At 60.0% G+C, this 22,031-nt stretch carries 14 protein-coding genes; 8 read left to right on the forward strand and 6 right to left on the reverse strand.

Annotated elements, in window-relative coordinates; genetic code table 11:
• Nucleotides 1-186: 186 nt before the first annotated feature.
• Together ACWKWE_RS16920 and ACWKWE_RS16925 are read right to left on the reverse strand one after the other, a co-directional pair.
• On the reverse strand, nt 187-2,478 hold the full coding sequence (locus ACWKWE_RS16920) for a putative bifunctional diguanylate cyclase/phosphodiesterase (RefSeq protein WP_483851162.1): 2,292 nt from the start codon (nt 2,476-2,478) through the stop codon (nt 187-189).
• Nucleotides 2,479-2,626: 148 nt separating this feature from the next.
• Nucleotides 2,627-3,004, reverse strand: coding sequence for a YkgJ family cysteine cluster protein (locus ACWKWE_RS16925; protein ID WP_483851163.1), 378 nt, complete (start codon nt 3,002-3,004; stop codon nt 2,627-2,629).
• Nucleotides 3,005-3,208: 204 nt separating this feature from the next.
• Between ACWKWE_RS16925 and ACWKWE_RS16930 the strand changes: the two genes are divergently transcribed.
• Nucleotides 3,209-4,621, forward strand: a complete 1,413-nt coding sequence (locus ACWKWE_RS16930) for a spinster family MFS transporter (RefSeq protein ID WP_371928473.1) — start codon at nt 3,209-3,211, stop codon at nt 4,619-4,621.
• Nucleotides 4,622-4,813: 192 nt separating this feature from the next.
• Here the strand turns inward: ACWKWE_RS16930 and rapA are convergent, their stop codons facing one another.
• Nucleotides 4,814-7,660, reverse strand: coding sequence for an RNA polymerase-associated protein RapA (gene rapA / locus ACWKWE_RS16935; protein WP_166593412.1), 2,847 nt, complete (start codon nt 7,658-7,660; stop codon nt 4,814-4,816).
• A 217-nt stretch (nt 7,661-7,877) separates the two neighbouring features.
• Here rapA and ACWKWE_RS16940 point away from each other — a divergent pair, with 217 nt between their 5' ends.
• The 3 genes from ACWKWE_RS16940 to ccoM all read left to right on the forward strand — a co-directional run bounded on the left by ACWKWE_RS16940 (nt 7,878) and on the right by ccoM (nt 8,742).
• Nucleotides 7,878-8,255: an aspartate-semialdehyde dehydrogenase gene (locus ACWKWE_RS16940; protein WP_166593411.1), complete on the forward strand. Its 378-nt coding sequence runs from the start codon at nt 7,878-7,880 to the stop codon at nt 8,253-8,255.
• Between the two features lie 66 nt (nt 8,256-8,321).
• Entirely contained in the window at nt 8,322-8,480 is a 159-nt protein-coding gene (locus tag ACWKWE_RS16945) for a hypothetical protein (RefSeq protein ID WP_483851164.1), read from the forward strand.
• 145 nt (nt 8,481-8,625) lie between these two features.
• Nucleotides 8,626-8,742 (forward strand): cytochrome c oxidase subunit CcoM, encoded by a 117-nt coding sequence (ccoM, locus tag ACWKWE_RS16950; protein WP_306167747.1) that lies wholly within the window; start codon nt 8,626-8,628, stop codon nt 8,740-8,742.
• A 262-nt stretch (nt 8,743-9,004) separates the two neighbouring features.
• Here ccoM and ACWKWE_RS16955 read toward each other — a convergent pair whose 3' ends face one another.
• Nucleotides 9,005-9,475 (reverse strand): MaoC family dehydratase, encoded by a 471-nt coding sequence (locus tag ACWKWE_RS16955; RefSeq protein WP_166593409.1) that lies wholly within the window; start codon nt 9,473-9,475, stop codon nt 9,005-9,007.
• Nucleotides 9,476-9,513: 38 nt separating this feature from the next.
• Nucleotides 9,514-10,458: a lysophospholipase gene (locus tag ACWKWE_RS16960; RefSeq protein WP_483851165.1), complete on the reverse strand. Its 945-nt coding sequence runs from the start codon at nt 10,456-10,458 to the stop codon at nt 9,514-9,516.
• 226 nt (nt 10,459-10,684) lie between these two features.
• Between ACWKWE_RS16960 and fadD2 the strand changes: the two genes are divergently transcribed.
• From fadD2 to ACWKWE_RS16980, 4 genes are all read left to right on the forward strand, one after another.
• On the forward strand, nt 10,685-12,373 hold the full coding sequence (gene fadD2, locus ACWKWE_RS16965; protein WP_483851166.1) for a long-chain-fatty-acid--CoA ligase FadD2: 1,689 nt from the start codon (nt 10,685-10,687) through the stop codon (nt 12,371-12,373).
• Nucleotides 12,374-12,790: 417 nt separating this feature from the next.
• The gene (fadD1, locus tag ACWKWE_RS16970) at nt 12,791-14,488 is read left to right on the forward strand and encodes a long-chain-fatty-acid--CoA ligase FadD1 (RefSeq protein WP_166593406.1); all 1,698 of its coding nucleotides are present in this window, start codon (nt 12,791-12,793) and stop codon (nt 14,486-14,488) included.
• Nucleotides 14,489-14,813: 325 nt separating this feature from the next.
• Nucleotides 14,814-18,725: an ATP-dependent RNA helicase HrpA gene (gene hrpA / locus ACWKWE_RS16975; RefSeq protein ID WP_483851167.1), complete on the forward strand. Its 3,912-nt coding sequence runs from the start codon at nt 14,814-14,816 to the stop codon at nt 18,723-18,725.
• A gap of 344 nt (nt 18,726-19,069) precedes the next feature.
• Nucleotides 19,070-20,191, forward strand: coding sequence for a beta-ketoacyl-ACP synthase III (locus ACWKWE_RS16980; protein WP_483851168.1), 1,122 nt, complete (start codon nt 19,070-19,072; stop codon nt 20,189-20,191).
• A gap of 315 nt (nt 20,192-20,506) precedes the next feature.
• On the opposite strand, the gene ACWKWE_RS16985 is transcribed toward ACWKWE_RS16980, so the two are convergent.
• The gene (locus tag ACWKWE_RS16985; protein ID WP_483851169.1) at nt 20,507-21,826 is read right to left on the reverse strand and encodes a putative porin; all 1,320 of its coding nucleotides are present in this window, start codon (nt 21,824-21,826) and stop codon (nt 20,507-20,509) included.
• Nucleotides 21,827-22,031: the final 205 nt, after the last annotated feature.

The raw sequence follows: 22,031 nt of genomic DNA on the forward strand, positions 1-22,031 counted from the left end.
GCCTGAAGGACGACGCAGGGGTGTCAACGCGCCATCACCAAAAAGAAAACCCGACTGTACAGTGGGCTATCGGCAACGAGCGATAGGGCCCAACCCTAGCGCCGTCTAAGGGATTCCCCTTGCTGATCGGCGTGATGGCGGGCGACTTGAACGTTCAGCCCTCGATGTGAGGACTGCTTCACACGCTCAGCGTTGTGGGCGAGAACGAAAGCGATCGGGGCGTGGATGTTCGGTTTCTCGCAGGCCTTCCTGGGTAATGGGCTGGCCGACGGTCATTTCCACTGCTTCCAGGAGGTGAGTGGACGGCCAGAGTTGCGAGGGCTGCCGCTGATTGAGTTGCTGTACCAATGGCTTGAGTGTCTCCAGCGGCACAGGTCTGCTGAAGAGGTAGCCCTGGACGAAATCGCAGCCGTATTCGCTCAGGAATTCCAGCTGTGCCGGCGTCTCGACGCCCTCGGTCACCACTTTGAGGCGCAACGTGTGGGCCATGACGATGATCGCCTGGACGATTTCCATGTCTTGCGGGGATTTGGGGATGTCGATGATGAACGAACGGTCGATCTTCACAGTGTCCAGCGGCAGACGCTTGAGGTAGGCGAGTGAAGAATAGCCTGTCCCGAAATCGTCGATGGACAAGGCCACGCCCAGCTTGCGGATTTCGTTGAGCAGCAAAACCGTGTTGCTGATGTTGCCCATCAACGCGTTTTCCGTGACCTCCAGTTCCAGCCGTTGTGGCGCCACACCCGCTTCCTTGAGCGCCGAGTCCATCTCTTGCACCAGTTCCTCGCGAGCGAGGTTCAGCGCCGAGCAGTTCACGGCAATCACAAGGTGTTCAAAGCCGTTGTCACAGAGTTGCGCCAAATCCTGGCAGGCGCGGCGCAAGACCCAATTGTCCAGATCGGCGATCAAGCCGTTGGTTTCAGCAATCGTGATGAAACGATCCGGGGTCAACAGGCCTTGAGTCGGGTGCTGCCAGCGGACCAAGGCTTCCAGTTTGGCAACGTGACCGGTGCGCAGATCAACGATGGGTTTGTAATACAGTTGCAGGCCCTGTCCTTCGGTCAACGCATGGCGCAGCTGTTCTTCAAGGTGCAGCTCCATGCTGGCGCGGGTTTTCAGGCTTTCATTGAAGAAGTGCAGGGTGTTACGGCCGTTGCCCTTGGATTGGTACAAGGCCAGGTCAGCGTGCTTGAGCAGCTCATCGCAGGTCTCACCGTCCTCGGGAAACAGGCTGATGCCGATGCTGGTGCTCATCACCATGCGCCTGCCGTTCAAGGCGATGGGGTCTTTCATTTTGGCTATGACCCGGTGCGCCATGTGTCGCGCTTCCTCGACGTTTTCCAGCTCGATGAGAATGCAGAATTCGTCACCCCCGAAACGTGCCACCACGTCATTGGCCCGGGTCGCGCCCCGGATGCGGTCGGCAATGACTGTCAGCAGCTCGTCGCCCGCGTCATGCCCCAGACTGTCGTTGATCCGCTTGAAATGGTCGACGTCGAGAAACATCACAGCCAGCTTGCCGTGCGCCTGCTTCTGTTCCGTCAGGCGTTCGGCAAAGATCTGGTTGAACCCCCGACGGTTGATCAGGTTGGTCAGGGCGTCGTAGTGGGCGACCTGTTGCAATGACGCCCGCGCCTGATCGAGCTGGCTCAGCAAAGCGTTGACCCTGGCAAGGTCGCGTTCCTTGGCTTGCAGTTTCTTGTCTGCCAGGGCGGCGCTGATGCTGCCCGCGATGATCAGCAACACAATCAATGCGATGGTGAGGCTGAGTTGCAGACTGTTGCCCGTGGCATGCATCTCCATCGGCATGTCGTCAGGCACCCTCAACTGCAAGGCCCACATGCCCATGAAGTGCGTGGCTACGATCCCTGCACCCAGCACCAGGCTCGCACCGTATTTGAGCAACTGATGCCGGGTGCCGCTGCCTTTACGCAGACGAATGGCCAGCACCAGCGCGGTCAGACTGCTGGCAATGGCGACCACGATTGAACCTGCGAAGCGCCACGGTTCGTAATACTGCGTGGCGCTCGAACGCATGGCCGACATGCCGAGGTAATGCATGGCGATAATCCCCAGGCCGATGCACACCGAGGCGACCAGGTATTGACTGACGCGCAACCGCGGATGGCCGAGGGCTTCCATGGCCACCATGCCTGAGACCAGGGCAATGGCCAGTGATGCGATGGTGACGGGGAGGTCGTAATGCATGTCCAGTGGGGCCTGGAAGGACAGCATGCTGATGAAATGCATGGCCCAGATGCCAACGGCCAGACACAGCGACCCGAGGGCGCGCCAGCGAAGGCGTGCGTTCACGCGGTCCACGTGGCCGACGCGCTCGGCGATGCTCAGCGTTGCGAAGCTGGCGGCGCAGGCCACCACGTAAGCGAGGACGATGAGGCCGGGATTATGAGTGCCATGAAGCATCATTCCGCCATGCGCGGGCATCGACGTCAAAAAATGCAAACCCAGCCAATCCATAGCACGCTCCATGTGTCCACCGCTGGAGATACCTCAGTCTGGGCAACTGATGGCACTTTGCAATGATTATAGGAGTCGCCTATTTTTAAACACCCATAGAGGGACGGACGTACCAACTATTTCGCAATAACCGTTATCGCGAAAGGTTCTATGCACAGGCGACGATCAGTGATGTGACTTTGCCACTGTCCATCGGTTCCACCGGTGATAAACCGAATGCTGCACGGGCGGCGTCACAGTCGGGGTTGTGCACGCCGTCAGTCCATGAAGCCTCGAATTCCCGGCAGGTGCTGGAGCGTTTTTCATAGATCGAGCAGCGTGTGCCTTGGCCCACTTCGCCTTGCAGGGCTGTGCAGCGCGGCGATTTGCAGTCGGTGCCGAGCATTGCAACGCGGCTCGGGCTGATGCTGCTGACCAATTCGTCGGGCACCGTCCCACCAGCGGATTCGCAATCACCCCAATAAAAAGACACGCGAAAGTGTGAACAGCAGGCACCACAATTCAGGCACGGACTGACGTCGGACATGGATGTAAACCGGAGAATGGATCAGGGAGGGGGGGGAGCGATCCGGCGCTATTCTAGGCTTCCGGATGGCGTTGGGAAGTGGGGGGCGAAAATATAATTCGGCGGGCAGAGGTAGAGCGACAGGGGCCATTTTCAGCCTGCTGAAGCGATGGGCGGGTATCAGTTTGGCGAATGATCCAAGACAGTTTCGATCAGCCTGACTAGATTCAGGGTCTCGGCGGGGGCGTCTGGCCCAACAACAATAAAAAGAGACGACACATGCATCATTCCACTCAAGCGACTAACGCGTGGCGCGTCCTGTTCCTGCTGTTTCTGGCCAACCTGTTCAACTTTTTCGACCGCACGATCCCGGCCATCATCATCGAGCCGATCCGCAAGGAATGGCTGCTGAGCGATTTTCAATTGGGCATCATCGGCACGGCCTTCACCCTGGTGTACGCCGTCGCCGGATTGCCGTTGGGACGCATGGCTGACAATGGCTCGCGCCGCAAATTGATGGGGTGGGGGCTGGCGGTCTGGAGCGGGCTGACGGCCGTGAACGGCCTGGTCGGCAGTTTCTGGACCTTCTTGTTGGTGCGCATGGGCGTGGGCATAGGCGAGGCGAGTTACGCACCTGCTGCCAACTCGCTGATCGGCGACCTGTTCCCCGCGCACAAACGTTCCCGCGCCATGGGCATTTTCATGCTCGGCTTGCCATTGGGCCTGTTGCTGGCGTTTTTCACCATTGGCGCGATGGTCAAGGCGTTCGACAGCTGGCGCGCACCTTTCTTCATTGCCGCTGTGCCGGGGCTGATCCTGGCGGTGTTCATGTTCTTCATTCGCGAACCCGCCCGTGGTGCGGCTGAAAGTGTCGCGACCTCTCAAGAAAAAATCGACCGCCCGATTCGTCGCGTGCTGTCGATCCCGACGTTTCGCTGGCTGGTGCTGGCGGGGCTGGCGTTCAATTTCGCCACCTACGCCTGCAACTCGTTCATGGTCCCGATGCTGCAGCGCTATTTTTTGCTGCCGTTGCAGGAAGCGGCAATGGCCACCGGATTAATCGTTGGCGTGACGGGGTTGATCGGCCTGACGGCAGGGGGCTGGGTGGCGGACAAGCTGCATCAACGCTGGGCCAATGGTCGTCTGATGTTCGCGGCGGCGAGCATGACCGTCGCCTGCCTGTGCACCGGCTTCGCGCTGCATGCCGGGCGCATCGAAATCGGTCTGTTCGTCGCGGTGTTTAGCGTGGGCTGGCTGTTTTCCTACAACTTTTACACCTGTGTTTACACCGCGATTCAGGACGTGGTGCAGCCGCGTTTGCGTGCCACGGCGATGGCGCTGTTCTTCGCGGGATTGTATTTGCTGGGTGGTGGACTGGGGCCGGTGGTGGCAGGGTTGCTGTCCGATCATTTCGCCCACACAGCGATGGCCGCTGCACAGGTCGAGGAAGTGACCGAAGCGTTCAAGGCGGTGGGGTTGCATGACGCGATGATGTACCTAATTCCCGGCGCGTTGTTTTTCACGCTGGTGTTTCTGGTGATTGCGTCGAAATGCTTCAGCCGTGATGCGCGGCGGATGCGAGAGGGGATGGCGGCGGATGAGCCGGTTGCAGGCGGTGTGAAGCCGTCGGTGGCGTGAGCTGCGGGGGCGTGTGACTGTAGGAGCGTGGCTTGTCCCGCGATCGGCCGGGAACCGGTCGCAAAACCAGACAACACCGGTAGTGCTGATACACCGCGTTATCCGGTTTTGCTTGCGCTTCGCACAAGATCGCGGGACAAGCCACGCTCCTACAGGGTTTGCGATCGCCGCACGATCTCCGGCGAGTTGGGCTTAACCCGCGACCAACACTCGGATCGCTTCCAGGCGCAGCGCTGCTTTTTCCAGCATCGCCAGCCCCTGTTCACGCAGTTCGCGCAAGGCCGTGATTTCGCTGTCGCGCACGGTTGGGTTGACCGCTTGCAAGGCGGTCAGGCGCGCCAGTTCTTCATCGGTGTCTGCGGCCAGGCGACGCTGGGCGTCGGCCACGCGCTCGGCGTGTTTCGGCGCGATCTTGGCTTCACCGGCGTTGATCTGCGGGTTCAACACGTCACGCTGAGCCTGGATGAATTTGTTGGCGCTGGCGCGAGGCACGCTTTCCAACTGGTCATTCAGGGTAGTGAACGAGACGCGGCCCGACAGGTCGTTGCCGTTGCCATCCAGCAGGCAGCGCAGGGCGGCCGGCGGCAGGTAGCGGCCCAATTGCAGCGAGCGCGGGGCGACCACTTCACTGACGTACAGCAATTCCAGCAGCACGGTGCCGGGTTTCAGCGCTTTGTTCTTGATCAGCGCGACGGCGGTGTTGCCCATCGAGCCGGACAGCACCAGGTCCATGCCGCCTTGCACCATCGGGTGCTCCCAGGTAATGAACTGCATATCCTCGCGGGACAGCGCCTGATTGCGGTCGTAGGTGATGGTCACGCCTTCGTCGTCGCCTAGCGGAAAGCTGGCGTCGAGCATCTTCTCGCTCGGCTTGAGGATCAGAGCGTTTTCCGAATGGTCCTCGCTGTCGATGCCGAAGGCGTCAAACAAGGTTTCCATGTAGATCGGCAGGGTGAACTGATCGTCCTGCTCCAGAATCGCCTCGACCAGTGCATCGCCTTCGCCCGCGCCGCCGGAGTTGAGTTCCAGCAGGCGGTCACGGCCGGTGTGCAGCTCGCTTTCCAGACGCTCACGCTCGGCACGGGCTTCGGCGACCAGCGCTTGCCAGTCGTCTTCGTCGCCACCTTCCAGTTGTGGCAGCAGGCGCGGACCGAACTGGTGTTGCAGGGCGTTGCCGGTCGGGCAGGTATTGAGGAAGGCGTTCAACGCTTCGTGATACCACTGGAACAGACGCTCTTGCGGGCTGGTTTCCAGGTACGGCACGTGCAGCTCGATGATGTGCTTCTGGCCGATCCGGTCCAGACGCCCGATACGCTGCTCCAGCAGGTCCGGATGCGCAGGCAGATCGAACAGCACCAGATGGTGCGAGAACTGGAAGTTACGGCCTTCACTGCCGATTTCCGAACAGATCAGCACCTGCGCGCCGAACTCTTCGTCGGCGAAGTACGCGGCGGCGCGGTCACGTTCCAGAATGTTCATGCCCTCGTGGAACACGGTCGCCGGGATGCCGGAGCGCACGCGCAGAGCGTCTTCCAGGTCCATCGCGGTTTCGGCGTGAGCGCAGATCACCAGCACCTTGACGCGCTTGAGCATCTTCAGCGTGTCGATCAGCCAATCGACGCGTGGGTCGAAGCGCCACCAGCGTTCTTCTTCACTGGTCTCGCCCTGAGCCTGGAAGCTGACTTCCGGGTACAGGTCGGCGTGTTCGCCAATGGGCAATTCGAGGTATTCGGCCGGGCACGGCAGCGGGTACGGATGCAGCTTGCGCTCCGGGAACCCTTGCACGGCGGCGCGGGTGTTGCGGAACAGCACGCGGCCGGTGCCGTGGCGGTCGAGCAATTCGCGGATCAGGCGGGCGCTGGCTTCGGTGTCGCCATCGGCCACAGCGCCCAACAGCGCTTCGCCTTCGGCCCCGAGGAAACCTTGAATGGTCTCGTGTGCCTTGGGCGAGAGGCGGCCTTGATCCAGCAGTTCCTGAACGGCTTCAGCCACCGGGCGATAGTTTTCGCTCTCGGCGCGGAAGGCTTTCAGGTCGTGGAAACGGTTCGGATCGAGCAGGCGCAGACGGGCGAAGTGGCTGTCCTGACCGAGTTGTTCCGGGGTCGCCGTCAGCAGCAGAACGCCGGGAATGACTTCGGCCAATTGCTCGACCAGCGAATATTCCTGGCTGGCCTTCTCTTCATGCCAGACCAGGTGGTGGGCTTCGTCGACCACCAACAAGTCCCAGCCAGCAGCGAACAGCGCGTCCTGGGCCTTTTCGTCTTCGACCAGCCACTCCAGCGACACCAGCGCCAGTTGGGTGTCTTCGAACGGGTTGCTGGCATCGCTTTCGATGAAGCGCTCGGCATCGAACAGCGCGACCTGCAGGTTGAAGCGGCGGCGCATTTCCACCAGCCACTGGTGTTGCAGGTTTTCCGGCACGAGGATCAGCACGCGGCTGGCGCGACCCGACAGCAGTTGGCGATGGATGACCAGACCGGCTTCGATGGTCTTGCCCAGACCCACTTCGTCCGCCAGCAGCACGCGAGGGGCGATACGGTCGGCGACTTCACGGGCGATGTGCAACTGGTGAGCGATGGGCTGGGCGCGAACACCGCCCAGGCCCCACAGCGAGGATTGCAGCTGGCGGCTGGTGTGCTCCAGCGTGTGGTAGCGCAGCGAGAACCAGGCGAGCGGATCGATCTGCCCGGCGAACAGGCGGTCGCTGGCCAGACGGAATTGAATGAAGTTGGAGAGCTGGGTTTCCGGCAGTGTCACCGGCTGGTTCTGCGCGTTGAGGCCGTGATAGACCAGCAGGCCATCGACATCTTCGACTTCGCGAACGGTCATCTTCCAGTTTTCGAAATGGGTGATGGTGTCACCCGGCGAGAACCGCACCCGCGTAAGGGGGGCGTTGCGCAATGCATACTGGCGGGTGTCGCCAGTGGCCGGATAGAGCACGGTCAACAAGCGGCCGTCCTGTGCCAGAACGGTGCCCAAACCCAGCTCGGCTTCGCTGTCGCTAATCCAGCGTTGCCCCGGTTGATACTGCTGCGCCATGCTGCCTGACTCCCGCCTTGAAAAAGCCGACTATGGTAACGGAACACGCCGCCCAGCCAAAGCGCTTGTGCGGCCCATGTTGTAAAAAGCCCCGCATTTATTGGGTATAAACCGCCGGACGGGCACTTGTTGCGAAAAACATAGTCGAAACTTCCTCGCATTACGGCTCAAGTCGACGAAACGGCAGCCGACAGCCTGATAACAGGAGACCATTACCATGCTGCCACCGCTGATCCCCTTGAGCGCGGCCCCCGTTACCTCGCAGCAGGACCCGGTCAAACCCACGCCTGACATCCCGCCTGTCGCGCCGGTGCAGCCGAGTTCCAGCGAGAGCACCATCAACATGGGCCAGCGCGACCCCGAGCAGGCTCAACTGCTGCTGCGCGAAGAGCAGCGCCGACAGCAACGGCGCCGTCGCGATCGACGCACGTCCGATCGTCATCCTGATCTCAATGAAGAGGAGGAAGGCGCACCGCCGGTTCACAGCGGCCCGGCGATTCCCGGTGATTTCCTGAACGCGGACAACACCGTGCCCGTGGTGCCGATCATCGATGATGAGCCACGTCAGGGGTTGTGGGTGGACCTGAAGGTGTGAGGTGCTGGTCAGCGCCGGTCCGATTGCGCATTATTGTCGCCATTGGGCATTCGAGAGCACCCCGTCATGAGTGATGAAAAACTGGTAGACCTGAGCGTCGAGCGCGCCAAGCGTGTTCACGACCTCAACGACAAGCGGCTCAACGAAGTGCGCCAGGCCTTCGAGCAGGCGATGCCGCTGGCCAAGGCCAAGAAGAAAAGCAAGAACAAGCCGAAAAAGCGCTAGCCCCCCCTTTCCGTTCTCCCTCTGACCTGATCAATCTGCGCGTGCCTTCATTCAACGGTGCGGGGGATTGATGTGGGTCAATACTTCCCTGTCCGCCTCTGGCTAATCTGCACCCATCGAACAGATGACGGTGGGAGGGGCTTCCATGTTTCTCGATCATGCGGTGATAGCGGGTGTGGTCACGGTGATGCTGATACTGAGTTTTTTCGCAGCATTGGCACTGTTCATCTGGAGAGACTCGCGGACGCGCGGTGAAGATTGAGTCTCTTATAAAAAGAGCACGCAAGGCATTTGGGGCAACTTCGGTTGCCCATTTTTTTTGGATTTTTTTGAGGGGGGGGCGTCCTTTTTTGGGCGCAGTTCAAACCTGTGGGAGACGCCGGTGGTTACGACGGCAGCGAATGCGGTGTGTCAGGCAGGACGCCGTCGCCACTGTTGTAACCTTCAGAAGCTTGTGTATTGACCAAAGCCCCGTGAGAGACGGCGTCACCCACAACGGGGGTGCAAACGTGCTCTTGGGCGGATCACCCCACCGTAATCGCCGGCAATTCCGTCAAGCTGACGGTCTGTTCCTTGCGCGGCGCCAGGATCTCCGCCTCACCATCAACGACCAATTCTTCATCCTGGTTGAACACCCGTGTCGCGATCCGCACGCGAAACTTCGGCAGTTTTTCCAGAATCTCCAACCGCACGGTCAACGTGTCGCCGATCTTCACCGGTTTTTGAAAGCTCATCTGCTGACCGAGATAGATCGTGCCCGGCCCAGGCAACTCGCAGGCCACCGCTGCGCTGATCAGCGCGCCACTGAACATCCCGTGGGCGATGCGATCCTTGAACAGGGTCTTGGCCGCAAATTCCGCATCGAGGTGCACCGGGTTGCGGTCGCCGGACATTTCGGCGAACAGCTGAATGTGACGTTCTTCGACGGTTTTGCTGTAGCTGGCGGTCTGGCCGACTTCAAGGGCTTCGTACGGGGTGTTGGTGACTTCAGTCATGTGGCGGTCCTGTAACGTTCAAAAGAAATGAAAAGGCGTCATTCGCTGCGGGGTGGCCGGGGCTCCTTCAGCGCCTCTTCGAGCCAGGCGAGTAAATCATGAGTGACCTCCTCGCGGTTGGTCTCGTTGAGAATTTCATGCCGGGCCTGAGGGTAGATCTTCAGGGTCACGAACGGATGATGGGTCCCTGTCAGCGCCTCGGCCAGATCTTTGAGACGCTTGCCTTCGCTCACCGGATCACATTCGCCGCCCATGATCAGCATCGGCAGGCTTTTGTCGATCTGCGCCAGGTTCGACGTTTTGCTGATTTGCTGCAGGCCACGGAGCATGTCCAGCCAGAACTGATTGGTGCAGCGAAACCCACACAGCGGGTCGCTCACGTACTTGTCCACCTCATCCGGATCACGGCTGAGCCAGTCAAATGACGTGCGCACGGGCTTGAATTTCTGATTGAAGGAGCCGAACGATAGAAACTCGATCAGTGCACTGCGCCCGGTCGGTCCCTGACGCCAACGCTCCATGCGGGCCACGACCGCGGCGGTGCGATAAAGGGAAACCGGCTGGAAGTTCGAGCCACTGAGCACCGCGCCTTGCAGGCTGGCGCTGTGGTGCAGCAAGTACGCCTGAGCAATGTAACTGCCCATGCTGTGCCCCAGCAGAAACACGGGCACGTCTCCGTGACGCTCGCCAATCGTGGCATTCAGCAGGGCCAGATCGCCCACCACTTTGTTCCAGCCATCCTGATCAGCGTAATGCCCGAGAACGCCGTGGGCGGCGGTGCGGCCATGCCCGCGTTGGTCATGGGCGTACAGCGCAAAACCCGCTCCCGTCAGCGCGGAGCCAAGCCGCTCATAGCGTCCGCTGTGTTCCGCCATGCCATGGGACAGCATCACCACCGCCTTGGGATCGCCCAGCGGCAGCCACGCATTCACGTACACGCGGTGATGATCCGTGGTGTCCAGCCAAAAAGCATCATGTTTCATGGTGTTTCCCTGGCCTTGTATAAAATTGTCGCGAAATTGCGCTGTAGTCATCCTTATCCAGCAGTGTATAGCCGTTGCGGAATGACGGGCCGATCACCCGCGAGATTCACGTCATTGATGACGCCCGAGGCCCTATTTGCCTTCTTGGGGTTAGCTGCTAACGTCCGGCAATCACCCGCACCCAGGCTGCGGGGCCGGTACTCTCAGGTAAGAGGATAAAAAGAACATGCAACCTGAATTCTGGAATGACAAACGCCCGGCGGGCGTCCTCTCTGAAGTGGACCTTCACGCGTACAAATCGGTGATCGAGGTCTTCGAGCGCAATTGCAAGAAGTACGCGGATCGCCCGGCCTACAGCAACATGGGCGTGACCCTGACCTACGCCGAGCTGGAGCGTCATTCAGCGGCTTTCGCCGGTTACATCCAGCAGCAAACCGAGCTCAAACCCGGCGACCGCATCGCCGTCCAGATGCCCAATCTGATCCAGTACCCCATCGCCGTTTTCGGTGCCATGCGCGCCGGTCTGATCGTGGTCAACACCAACCCGCTCTACACCGCACGCGAGATGCGCCATCAGTTCAAGGACGCCGGTGTGCGTGCGCTGGTCTACCTCAATGTGTTCGGCAAGAACGTGCAGGAAGTGCTGCCCGACACCGACATTCAGTACCTCATCGAAGTGAAGATGGGCGACATGCAATCGGCGGCCAAGGGGTGGCTGATCAACACCATCGTCGAGAAGGTCAAGAAGATGGTTCCGGCCTACGATTTGCCCCAGGCGGTCGCGTTCAAGAGCGTGCTCAAGCTTGGCCGTGGTGATCACGTGCAACAGGTGAAGCTCGACCTGGACGACATCGCCGTCCTGCAATACACCGGCGGCACCACCGGCTCGCCAAAAGGCGCGATGCTCACTCACGGCAATCTGGTCGCGAACATGCAGCAGGTCTATGCCTGCATGTTGCAGCACGGCCCGGACGGGCTGCCGATCTTCAAGCAAGGCGGCGAAATCATGATCGCGCCGCTGCCCATGTACCACATCTATGCGTTCACCTGTAACTGCATGTGCATGATGGTCAGCGGCAACCACAACGTGCTGATCACCAACCCGCGTGACATCGGTGGCTTCATTAAAGAGCTGAAGAAATGGAAGTTCTCGGCGATGCTCGGCCTCAACACGCTGTTTGTGGCGCTGTTGGACCATCCTGAGTTCAAGAATCTGGATTTCTCCCACCTGCGCCTGACCAACTCGGGCGGCACCGCGTTGGTGAAATCCACCGCCGAGCGCTGGCTGAAACTGACCGGCTGCCCCATCGTCGAAGGCTACGGCCTCACCGAAACCTCGCCCGTGGCCACCGCCAATCCCTACGGCGACCAGTCGAAGCTGGGCACCGTCGGCATGCCCGTGCCCGGCACCACGGCCAAGGTCATCGATGACGAAGGCAACGAGCTGCCCGTCGGTGAGCGCGGCGAGTTGTGCCTGAAAGGGCCGCAGATCATGCTCGGTTACTGGCACAAACCGGACGCCACTGCCGAAGTGATCGACAGTGACGGCTGGCTGAAAACCGGTGACATTGCGGTGATCGACCCGGACGGTTTCATCCGCATCGTCGACCGTAAGAAAGATCTGATTATCGTGTCAGGTTTCAACGTCTACCCGAACGAGATCGAGGATGTGGTTTCACATCATCCGAAGGTCGCCAACTGCGCAGTGATCGGCGTACCGGACGAGCGTTCGGGGGAGGCGGTGAAGCTGTTCGTGGTGCCTCGGGATGCAAGCCTGACCACCGACGAGTTGAAGGCGTACTGCAAAGAAAACTTCACGGGCTACAAGATTCCCAAGCACATCGTGCTGCGGGAGTCGTTGCCGATGACGCCAGTGGGCAAAATCCTCCGACGCGAGCTACGCGATCCGGCCTGAAACGGCTATATAAAGAAACGGCGTGTTGAGAAACACGCCGTTTTTTTTATTGTTTAACGCCCATACCTGTAGGAGTGAGCTTGCTCGCGAAGCGTGTATACAGGCACTGTTGAGCTGTCTGCTCTAACGCCTCGCGAGCAAGCTCACTCCTACAGGGTTGTACGAACAGACGGAAAACTGTGTGAAATTTCGACATTTAGGTTCATTGCTCTAAACGTGACTAATGAATATTCAAGAGTCATGTTTATGACTGTAGAGGCTGCGTTTGCCTCTGGTCGGCCCCTGGCAAAGCTGCTACGCTCGGCCCGCTTTTTGTACAGTCGATACGCAAAAAGCGGTTGCTACGAACATTCCAAACACAAGAAATCATCGCATCGAGCGGTGTGTAGAAACGCTGTCGCTGAGGAGTCGGCTTCCATGATCGAAAACTTCTGGAAGGATAAATATCCGTCTGGTATCGCTGCCGATATTGATCCGGACGCGTATCCAAACGTTCAGGCGGTATTGAAACAGTCCTGCGAGCGTTTCGCCAACAAACCTGCGTTCAGCAACCTGGGCAAGACACTCACCTACGGTGAGATGTACGAATTGTCCGGCGCGTTCGCCGCGTATCTCCAACAGCACACCGATCTGCAACCGGGCGACCGCATCGCCGTGCAATTGCCCAACGTGCTGCAATACCCGATCGCGGTATTCGGTGCCATTCGCGCCGGCCTGATCGTGGTCAACACCAACCCGCTCTACACCACGCGGGAAATGGAACACCAGTTCAACGACTCCGGGGCCAAGGCGCTGGTGTGCCTGGCGAACATGGCGCACCTGGCTGAGAAGGTCGTGCCGAAAACCCACGTCAAGCACGTGATCGTCACCGAAGTCGCCGACCTGCTGCCGCCACTCAAGCGCCTGCTGGTTAACAGCGTCATCAAGTACGTGAAGAAAATGGTCCCGCCGTTTCACTTGCCCAAGGCCGTCAAATTCAACGACGTGCTGGCGATGGGGCAGGGCAAGTCGGTCAATGAAACCTCGCCAAAAAGCAGCGATGTCGCTGTGCTGCAATACACCGGTGGCACCACCGGCGTGGCCAAGGGCGCGATGCTGACCCACCGCAACTTGATCGCCAACATGCTGCAGTGCAAGGCGCTGATGGGCTCCAACCTCAACGAAGGCTGCGAGATTCTGATCACGCCGCTGCCGCTGTACCACATCTACGCGTTCACGTTTCACTGCATGTCGATGATGCTGAGTGGTAACCACAACATCCTGATCAGCAACCCCCGGGACCTGTCGGCAATGGTCAAGGAATTGTCGAAATGGAAGTTCACCGGCTTCGTCGGCCTGAACACGTTATTCGTGGCGCTGTGCAACAACGCTGATTTTCGCAATCTGGACTTCTCTGCGCTGAAGGTCACTCTGTCCGGCGGCATGGCGTTGCAACAGACCGCTGCGGAGCGCTGGAAGGACGTGACGGGCTGTTCGATCTGCGAAGGTTACGGGATGACTGAAACCAGCCCGGTGGCAACGGTGAACCCGTTCAAGAACATCCAGATGGGCACGATCGGCATCCCGGTGCCCTCTACGCTGTGCAAGACCATCAACGACGCGGGCGAGGAACTGCCGCTGGGCGAAGTGGGCGAGCTGTGCGTTAAAGGTCCGCAAGTGATGAAAGGCTACTGGCAGCGCCAGGAGGCCACCGACGAGATGCTTGACGCCGAAGGCTGGTTGAAGACCGGTGACATCGCGGTGATTCAGCCCAATGGCTACATCCGTATCGTTGATCGCAAAAAGGACATGATTCTGGTGTCCGGTTTCAACGTGTACCCGAACGAACTGGAAGACGTGCTGGCGACCCTCCCCGGCGTGCTGCAATGCGCGGCCATCGGCGTGCCGGACGAGAAATCGGGTGAGGCGATCAAGATTTTCGTGGTGGTCAAACCCGGCGCAACCCTGACCAAAGAGCAGGTCATGGAGCACATGCGCGCCAACGTCACGGCGTACAAAGTGCCGCGCAGCGTGGAATTCCGCGATGCGTTGCCGACCACCAACGTCGGCAAGATCCTGCGCCGCGAACTGCGGGACGAAGAGTTGAAGAAGCTGGCGCTGAAGAAACCGGCGTAAGCGTTGCGATGCCACCAGACCCCGCCCAGTGCGGGGTTTATTGTTTTCAGATACACCGCAGAACTGCTTCTGCCCGGAGGGCGTGGGAGCGCAGCTGGCTCGCGATCTGGCGCGAAGCGGCAGCAAATACTGCAAACGCGATACGTCTGACACAACCAGGGTGGCAGATTTTACTGCCGCTGCGCGCCAGATCGCGAGCAAGCTGCGCTCCTACGGCCGATGGCCAGAATCAAAAGCGATGTGCCGGCCGCGGACATGCATGATGCCCACCAAATCTGCGACAATCCGCGCCCTGCATTCAGAATAGAAAAGACTTCGCGCCCTGATGACCGACGAATCGCCTTCCATCGACCAGCTTTTCAAGAACCTCGACCACGCGATGATCAGTGATCGGCATCGCCTGCGTCGTCAGTTGCACGAGCTGCGCAAGAAGCCCGATGAAGGCAAGCTGGCGCAGTGGGTCGAGCGTGTGCAGGCTTCGTGTGCGCAGGTGACGTCGCGCAAGCAGAGCGTGCCGACGATTCGCTACGACGAAAACCTGCCAATCGCCGCCAAGCGCGACGAGATCAAGGACGCGCTGCTCAAGCATCAGGTGCTGATCATCGCGGGCGAAACCGGCTCGGGCAAAACCACGCAGCTGCCGAAAATCTGCCTGGAAATCGGGCGTGGTCAGCACGGTCTGATCGGCCATACGCAACCTCGTCGCATCGCAGCGCGCAGCGTGGCCAGCCGGGTCGCGGAAGAAATCGGCACGCCGTTGGGCGCGCTGGTCGGTTATCAGGTGCGGTTCGAAGACCAGAGCGATCAGAACACCCTGATCAAGCTGATGACCGACGGCATTTTGCTCGCCGAAACCCAGCACGACCGCTTTCTTGAGCGCTACGACACGATCATCGTCGACGAAGCCCACGAACGCAGCCTGAACATCGACTTCCTGCTGGGTTACCTGAAAACCCTGCTGCCCCGTCGTCCGGATCTGAAAATCATCATCACCTCGGCGACCATCGACCTCGAACGCTTTTCCGAGCATTTCGACAAAGCGCCGATCATCGAAGTCTCGGGCCGGACCTTCCCGGTGGAGACCTGGTATCGGCCGATGACCGCCGAGCAGGACGAAGAGGGCAACAGCGTCGAAGACGACCTGACTGTCGATCAGGCGATCCTCGCGACCCTCGACGAACTGGCCGCGCTCGAACGTTCTGAGCGCAAATCACCCGGCGACGTGCTGGTGTTCCTGCCCGGCGAGCGCGAGATTCGCGACGCCGCCGAAATGCTGCGCAAGGCCCAGCTCAAGCACACCGAAATCCTGCCGCTGTATGCGCGCCTGTCGCCTGCCGAACAGCAGCGGATTTTCCAGTCGCATCCGGGTCGCCGCGTGGTGCTGGCCACCAACGTCGCGGAAACCTCGTTGACCGTTCCCGGCATTCGCTACGTGATCGACACCGGCACCGCGCGCATCAGCCGCTACAGCTACCGCGCCAAGGTTCAGCGCCTGCCCATCGAGGCGGTTTCCCAGGCCAGCGCCAACCAGCGCAAAGGCCGTTGCGGACGGGTTGAGCCGGGTTTGTGCGTGCGCTTGTACAGCGAAGAAGATTTCCTCTCGCGCCCGGAATTCACCGACCCTGAGATTCTTCGTACGAACCTCGCGGCGGTCATCCTGCAGATGCTGCACCTGCGTCTGGGTCAGATCACCGATTTTCCGTTCATCGAGCCGCCGGATGGCAAGGCGATCAGCGACGGTTTCAACCTGCTGCAAGAGTTGTCGGCGGTCACCCGTGAGAACCAGCTGACGCCGCTCGGTCGTCAATTGGCGCGCCTGCCGGTGGATCCGCGCATGGGCCGCATGCTGCTGGAAGCGGCGAAGCAGGGCAGCTTGCAGGAAGTGCTGATCGTCGCCAGCGCCATGTCGATTCAAGACCCGCGCGAGCGCCCGCCCGAGCGTCAACAGGCTGCCGATCAGGCCCACGCGCAGTGGAAGGATCAGGACTCGGACTTCGCCGGGCTGGTCAATCTGTGGCGCGGTTTTGAAGAGCAACGCCAGGCGCTCACTGCAAGTCCGTTGCGCAACTGGTGTCGTCGCAACTTCCTCAATTACCTGCGGCTGCGCGAGTGGCGTGACTCCCATCGCCAGTTGAGCCTGATCTGTCGCGACCTGCAACTGACGGTCAACAAAGAGCCCGCGGACTTCCCGAAATTTCACAAGGCGGTGCTGTCGGGCCTGCTGAGCCAGATCGGCCAGAAGGCCGAAGAAGGCGACTACCTCGGCGCCCGTCAGCGACGTTTCTGGGTGCACCCGTCGTCGGGGCTGGGCCGTAAACGCCCGCAATGGATCATGGCCGCTGAACTGGTCGAGACCACCAAGCTGTATGCGCGCATGGTGGCCAAGATCGAGCCGGACTGGATCGAGCCGCTGGCCGGGCATCTGGTCAAGAAAAACCATTTCGAACCGCACTGGGAGAAGAAGCGCGGGCAGGTCGTGGCCTTCGAACAGATCACTCTGTTTGGCCTGATCATCGTCGGGCGTCGTCCGGTGCATTTCGGGCCGATCGACCCGGTGGTGTCCCGCGAGTTTTTCATTCGTGAAGGGCTGGTGCGCGGCGAAATTCAATCCCGCGCCAAATGCCTGAGCGCCAACACCAAGTTGCTGGAACAGCTCGACGAACTGGAGGCCAAGGCCCGTCGTCGCGACATTCTGGCGGACGAAGAAACGCTGTTCCGTTTCTACGACGAGCGCCTGCCCGCCGAGATTCACCAGACCGCGACGTTCGACGCCTGGTATCGGATGGAGAGCCAGAAGAACCCTCAGCTGTTGATCATGCGCGAGGAAGATGTCCTCGCCCGCGAAGCCAGCGAAGTCACGGCCAATCTGTACCCGGACACGTTGCGTCTGCGCGATCTGACCCTGCCGCTGACGTACCACTTCGAACCGAACCATCCACGGGACGGCGTGACCCTGCGCGTGCCTGCGCCGCTGCTGTTGTCGCTGCCTGCCGAGCGTCTGGAGTGGCTGGTGCCGGGACTGCTGGAAACCAAATGCGTGGCGCTGGTGCGGAACCTGCCCAAGGCCCTGCGCAAGAATTTCGTGCCGGTGCCGGACTTCGTCAAGGCGGCGCTGCAGCGTATGGCCTTCGGCGACGGCTCGCTGCCGCAGGCGTTGGGTCGTGAGCTGTTGCGCATGACCGGCGCTCGGGTCACCGACGAGGCGTGGGCCGAGGCTGCGCAGCAGGTCGAAAGCCACCTGAAAATGAATCTTGAGGTGGTCGATGCTCAGGGCAAGTTCCTGGGCGAAGGTCGCGACCTGGACACACTGACCGCACGCTTCGCTGAAGCCGGGCAAGCCGCGTTGGCCGTGCCGCAAACAGCGAAGAGCCAGCAGCCGGTTGAGGCCAAGGGCTTCGCCAAGGTTGAAGAAAAAACTCAGCAAAAGATCGCCGGGCTGTCGATGACGGTGTACCCGGCATTGGTCGAGGAGGGCGGGGCGGTCAAGGAAGGGCGGTTCTCGACCCAGACCGAAGCCGAGTACCAGCACCGCCGCGCTCTACAGCGCTTGTTGCTGCAACAACTGGCCGAGCCGACGAAATTCCTGCGCAGTAAATTGCCGGGTCAAACCGAGCTGGCCTTGCTGTACCGCGACATGGGCCGGGTCGACGCGCTGATCGAAGACATTTTGTTGGCCAGTCTGGACAGCTGCATTCTCGAAGGCGAAGCCACATTGCCACGAGATGGCGCGGGGCTGATGTCGCTGGCCGAGCGCAAGCGCGGCGCGCTTACGGAACACGCCGAACGCCTGGCAAGGCTGACGCTGGACATTCTCAAGCTGTGGCACGGCCTGCAAAAGCGCTTCAAGGGCAAGATCGATCTGGCCCAGGCCGTGGCGTTGAACGACATCAAGGCGCAATTGGGCAAGTTGGTGTACCCGGGCTTCGTGCGCGAAACCCCGGCGCTCTGGATCAAAGAGCTGCCGCGTTATCTGAAGGCGATTGAGTTGCGCCTTGAAAAGCTGGGCAGCCAGGTGCAGAAAGACCGGGTGTGGAGCATCGAACTCGGCAACCTCTGGGCGCAATACCAGACCCGCGCCGACAAACACGCCCAGGAAGGCAAGCGCGATCCCGAACTGGCGGTGTACCGCTGGTGGCTGGAGGAGTACCGCGTGTCGCTGTTCGGCCAGCAATTGGGGACCAAGGTGCCGATTTCCGACAAGCGATTGAGCAAGCAGTGGGCGGCAGTGGAGGGGTAAATAGTTCGCGGTTTATCTGACTCACCGCGTTCCCCTGTAGGAGCGAATTCATTCGCGAAACGAAGGTTCAGACGGCAGAGATGTGTCGTATGTACGGGCCATTCGCGAATGAATTCGCTCCCACAGGGAATTGCAATGCCGCGGTCCTGCATTCCAGCGGCCCGATAGCGCCAAATTCCGGCCGTTATGGCAAACTTCGCGGTTAAAACCCCAAGCGTTACAAAAACACTGCTCCCGCCAACGGGGGATTTTATCGTTGCATTGGTACTGTCGTTCCAGAAATAGCCAGCACCGTGCTTGCGCAGACGCTTTGTCTGCTGCCATTCAAAAAGAGAGGAACGACCGTGTACGACGTCGTGATCAGCGGCACAGGGCTTTTCACCCCGGCCAACAGCATTTCCAACGATGAGCTGGTGCATTCTTTCAACACCTACGTCGCGCAATTCAATGCTGAAAACGCCGCCGCCATCGAGGCCGGTGACGTGCAGGCGTTGACCGAATCCAGCGCGGCGTTCATCGAGAAGGCCAGCGGCATCAAAAGCCGCTTCGTCATGGACAAGGACGGCATTCTCGACCCGAATCGCATGAAGCCTCGTCTGCCGGAACGCTCGAACGACGAATGGTCGATCCTCTGCGAAATGGGCGTCGCCGCCGCTGAACAGGCGTTGCAGCGCGCAGGCAAAACGGCTGCTGACATCGACGGTGTGATCGTCGCCTGCTCCAACCTGCAACGGGCTTACCCGGCCATCTCGATCGAGATTCAGGCGGCGCTGGGCGTTCAGGGGTTCGGTTTCGACATGAACGTTGCCTGTTCTTCGGCCACGTTCGGCATTCAGACCGCCTACAACAGCGTCAAACTCGGGCAGGCCCGTGCGCTGTTGGTGATCAGCCCGGAAATCTGCACCGCGCACCTGAATTTCCGTGATCGCGACAGCCACTTCATCTTCGGTGATGCGGCGACGGCAGTGGTGGTTGAACGTGCTGATCTGGCGACGTCCGAGCATCAGTTCGACATCGTCAGCACCAAGTTGCTGACCAGCTTCTCCAACAACATCCGCAACAACTTTGGCTTCCTCAACCGCACGGCGGAAGAAGGCGAAGGCAAGCCGGACAAGCTGTTCGTGCAGGAAGGCCGCAAAGTGTTCCGCGAAGTCTGCCCGATGGTGGCGGAACTGGTGGGCACGCACCTGACCGAGAACAGCCTCAACGTCAGCGACGTGCAGCGTTTCTGGCTGCATCAGGCGAACCTCAGCATGAACCATTTGATCGTGAAGAAACTGCTGGACCGCGACGCCACTGTCGAAGAGGCCCCAGTGATTCTCGACCGCTACGCCAACACCAGTTCGGCGGGTTCGGTGATTGCGTTTCACACCTACCAGGACGACCTGCCGACCGGCGCACTGGGCGTGCTCAGTTCGTTTGGGGCGGGGTATTCGATTGGTAGCGTGATTCTGCGTAAGAAGTAACGACTCCGCTCTCGGATCAGACCGGGATCTGAAACTGTAGGAGCGAATTCATTCGCGAAAGATCTGTCAGGCGACATGGTTGTGTCGGTTGTGTAGGCCTCTCGCGAATGAATTCGCTCCTACAGGGGTTTCTGCTCATAAAAAAGTGTTCGGCGCCCAAAATAAAAACAGCCCGGCGGTGACCTGTCGGAACGGATGATGGGGATCCGACAGGTCAACGGCGGGCTGTGAGAATCACTTCAGACCTTGAGGGAGCACTCAAGGCCTGACGCTTTCAGCTTGAAGCTTGCCGCTCGAAACGCGCGGCTGCTTTTCTTAGAACTTGGCCATCACGTCCAGTTGCAGGGTGTTGGCATCCTGGTCACGCGGGGCGTTCGCGTAGGCGAAGTCTGCTTTGGTCAGGAAGTACGTGGCGCCCAAGGTGAAGTTCTTGTCGACATCGTACGAAACGCTCAGCTTGTGGCCGCGCGAACCGGTGGTGCCGTTGGCGAAGTCGGAGTCGGTGAAGGCGCCAACCACGGCGTTACGCTGAGTATCGCGATAGTTATAGTCCAGACCGAAGCCGAACACCTTGGTCTTGGCACCGGCCAGCCATGCAGTGTCCTGATCGCTGTCGGTGGCGCTGTTGACCACGTACTGACCGTACAGGCTCAGAGGAACGACCAGACCGGTGAAGTCCAGTTGACCGAAGCCTTCATACAGTCGGAAGTCGTTGGTGTTGTTGCCGTTGATGCTCAGGCCGCAGAAGGTGGTCGCGGTGCTGGCAGCAGCCGGATTACAGTCGTTGGAGTGTTGGTACTGGTAAACCGAACCGCCGAGGGTCAGTTTCATGGCATCGGCAACACCGATACGCGTGCCCAGCTGAGCCGCGTTCAGGCGCAGGTCGTTCTTGAACTGGGTGCCGTCGCCGCTGATGTTGTCTTTGAGGGTGTAAGTACCGGCGCTACCGAACAGCTCGAAGGATTTGCTGATGGGCAAGCTGTAAGTGGCTGCCAGACCTTCCGGGTTGATATCGCTATCCCAGATCACGTCGCCTTCGCTGACCCAAGGCTGGGCCATCTTGCCGCCAATGATGTGCAGGTTCTGGATCGCAGTCGGGTGGTAGTCGATGTAGCCCTGATCCAGCCACAGGTCTTTCTTGGTGAAGTAGTCGTTCTGGTCAACGTTGGTGGAGTTGGCCTTGTTGTCGCCACCAGTGGCGATACGAATACCAGTGCTGACCTGTGGGTTGATGTCGGTGTACGCGCCCAGACGAACACGGATACGCTGGCGGTTCTTGTCCTGGCTGTTGTTCTGGTCGTCGATTTTGACCGTTTCCTGACGAACGCGAACGTCGCCTTTGAACTGGGTCTTGGCGGCCCACGCCACTTTCTGTTCGAATGCCGACAGTTCCGAGGACTTGGCAGCAGTAGCAGCAGCGATCTGATCGGCTGTCGCTTTCTGGGCTTGTTGCTGAGCCTGCTGATCTTTGGCCAACTCGTTTTGCAGTTCGGCGTACTGGGCAGGAGAAATCGACCCGTTGGCCTTGAGCATGTCGAGCAGTTTCGCGTCGACTGCGGCGCTGGCCGGAACGCTCATGGCCAGCAACAGACCGCCACACAGGGCTGCCGCAGTTTTGGTGGAAGCAAGACGCATATCAATCTCCGTAGATGAGAAGGGATGACAAAGCCATCCTGGGAACGACCGACCGGAAATGGGCGGGAAAAAAGTCTGTTTTTTTAAGAACCTGGGGCTCTAAAAACAGGCGCCAGTATCGCCATCGTTTATGACAGAGAGATGGCTAGGTGATGGCATGTCGGTGACATGTGAAAATTCTGTTGAACCCGCGGGCTAGAGCGCT

It is taken from the genome of Pseudomonas salicis (assembly GCF_057128705.1).

Bases quoted from the DNA above. Each gene is read 5' to 3' on its own strand.
- ACWKWE_RS16920 (WP_483851162.1), bottom strand. From the start codon at position 2,478: ATGGATTGGCTGGGTTTGCATTTTTTGACGTCGATGCCCGCGCATGGC.
- ACWKWE_RS16985 (WP_483851169.1), bottom strand. From the start codon at position 21,826: ATGCGTCTTGCTTCCACCAAAACTGCGGCAGCCCTGTGTGGCGGTCTG.
- ACWKWE_RS16955 (WP_166593409.1), bottom strand. From the start codon at position 9,475: ATGACTGAAGTCACCAACACCCCGTACGAAGCCCTTGAAGTCGGCCAG.
- ACWKWE_RS16945 (WP_483851164.1), top strand. From the start codon at position 8,322: ATGAGTGATGAAAAACTGGTAGACCTGAGCGTCGAGCGCGCCAAGCGT.
- ACWKWE_RS16960 (WP_483851165.1), bottom strand. From the start codon at position 10,458: ATGAAACATGATGCTTTTTGGCTGGACACCACGGATCATCACCGCGTG.
- hrpA (WP_483851167.1), top strand. From the start codon at position 14,814: ATGACCGACGAATCGCCTTCCATCGACCAGCTTTTCAAGAACCTCGAC.
- rapA (WP_166593412.1), bottom strand. From the start codon at position 7,660: ATGGCGCAGCAGTATCAACCGGGGCAACGCTGGATTAGCGACAGCGAA.
- fadD1 (WP_166593406.1), top strand. From the start codon at position 12,791: ATGATCGAAAACTTCTGGAAGGATAAATATCCGTCTGGTATCGCTGCC.
- ccoM (WP_306167747.1), top strand. From the start codon at position 8,626: ATGTTTCTCGATCATGCGGTGATAGCGGGTGTGGTCACGGTGATGCTG.
- ACWKWE_RS16940 (WP_166593411.1), top strand. From the start codon at position 7,878: ATGCTGCCACCGCTGATCCCCTTGAGCGCGGCCCCCGTTACCTCGCAG.
- fadD2 (WP_483851166.1), top strand. From the start codon at position 10,685: ATGCAACCTGAATTCTGGAATGACAAACGCCCGGCGGGCGTCCTCTCT.
- ACWKWE_RS16925 (WP_483851163.1), bottom strand. From the start codon at position 3,004: ATGTCCGACGTCAGTCCGTGCCTGAATTGTGGTGCCTGCTGTTCACAC.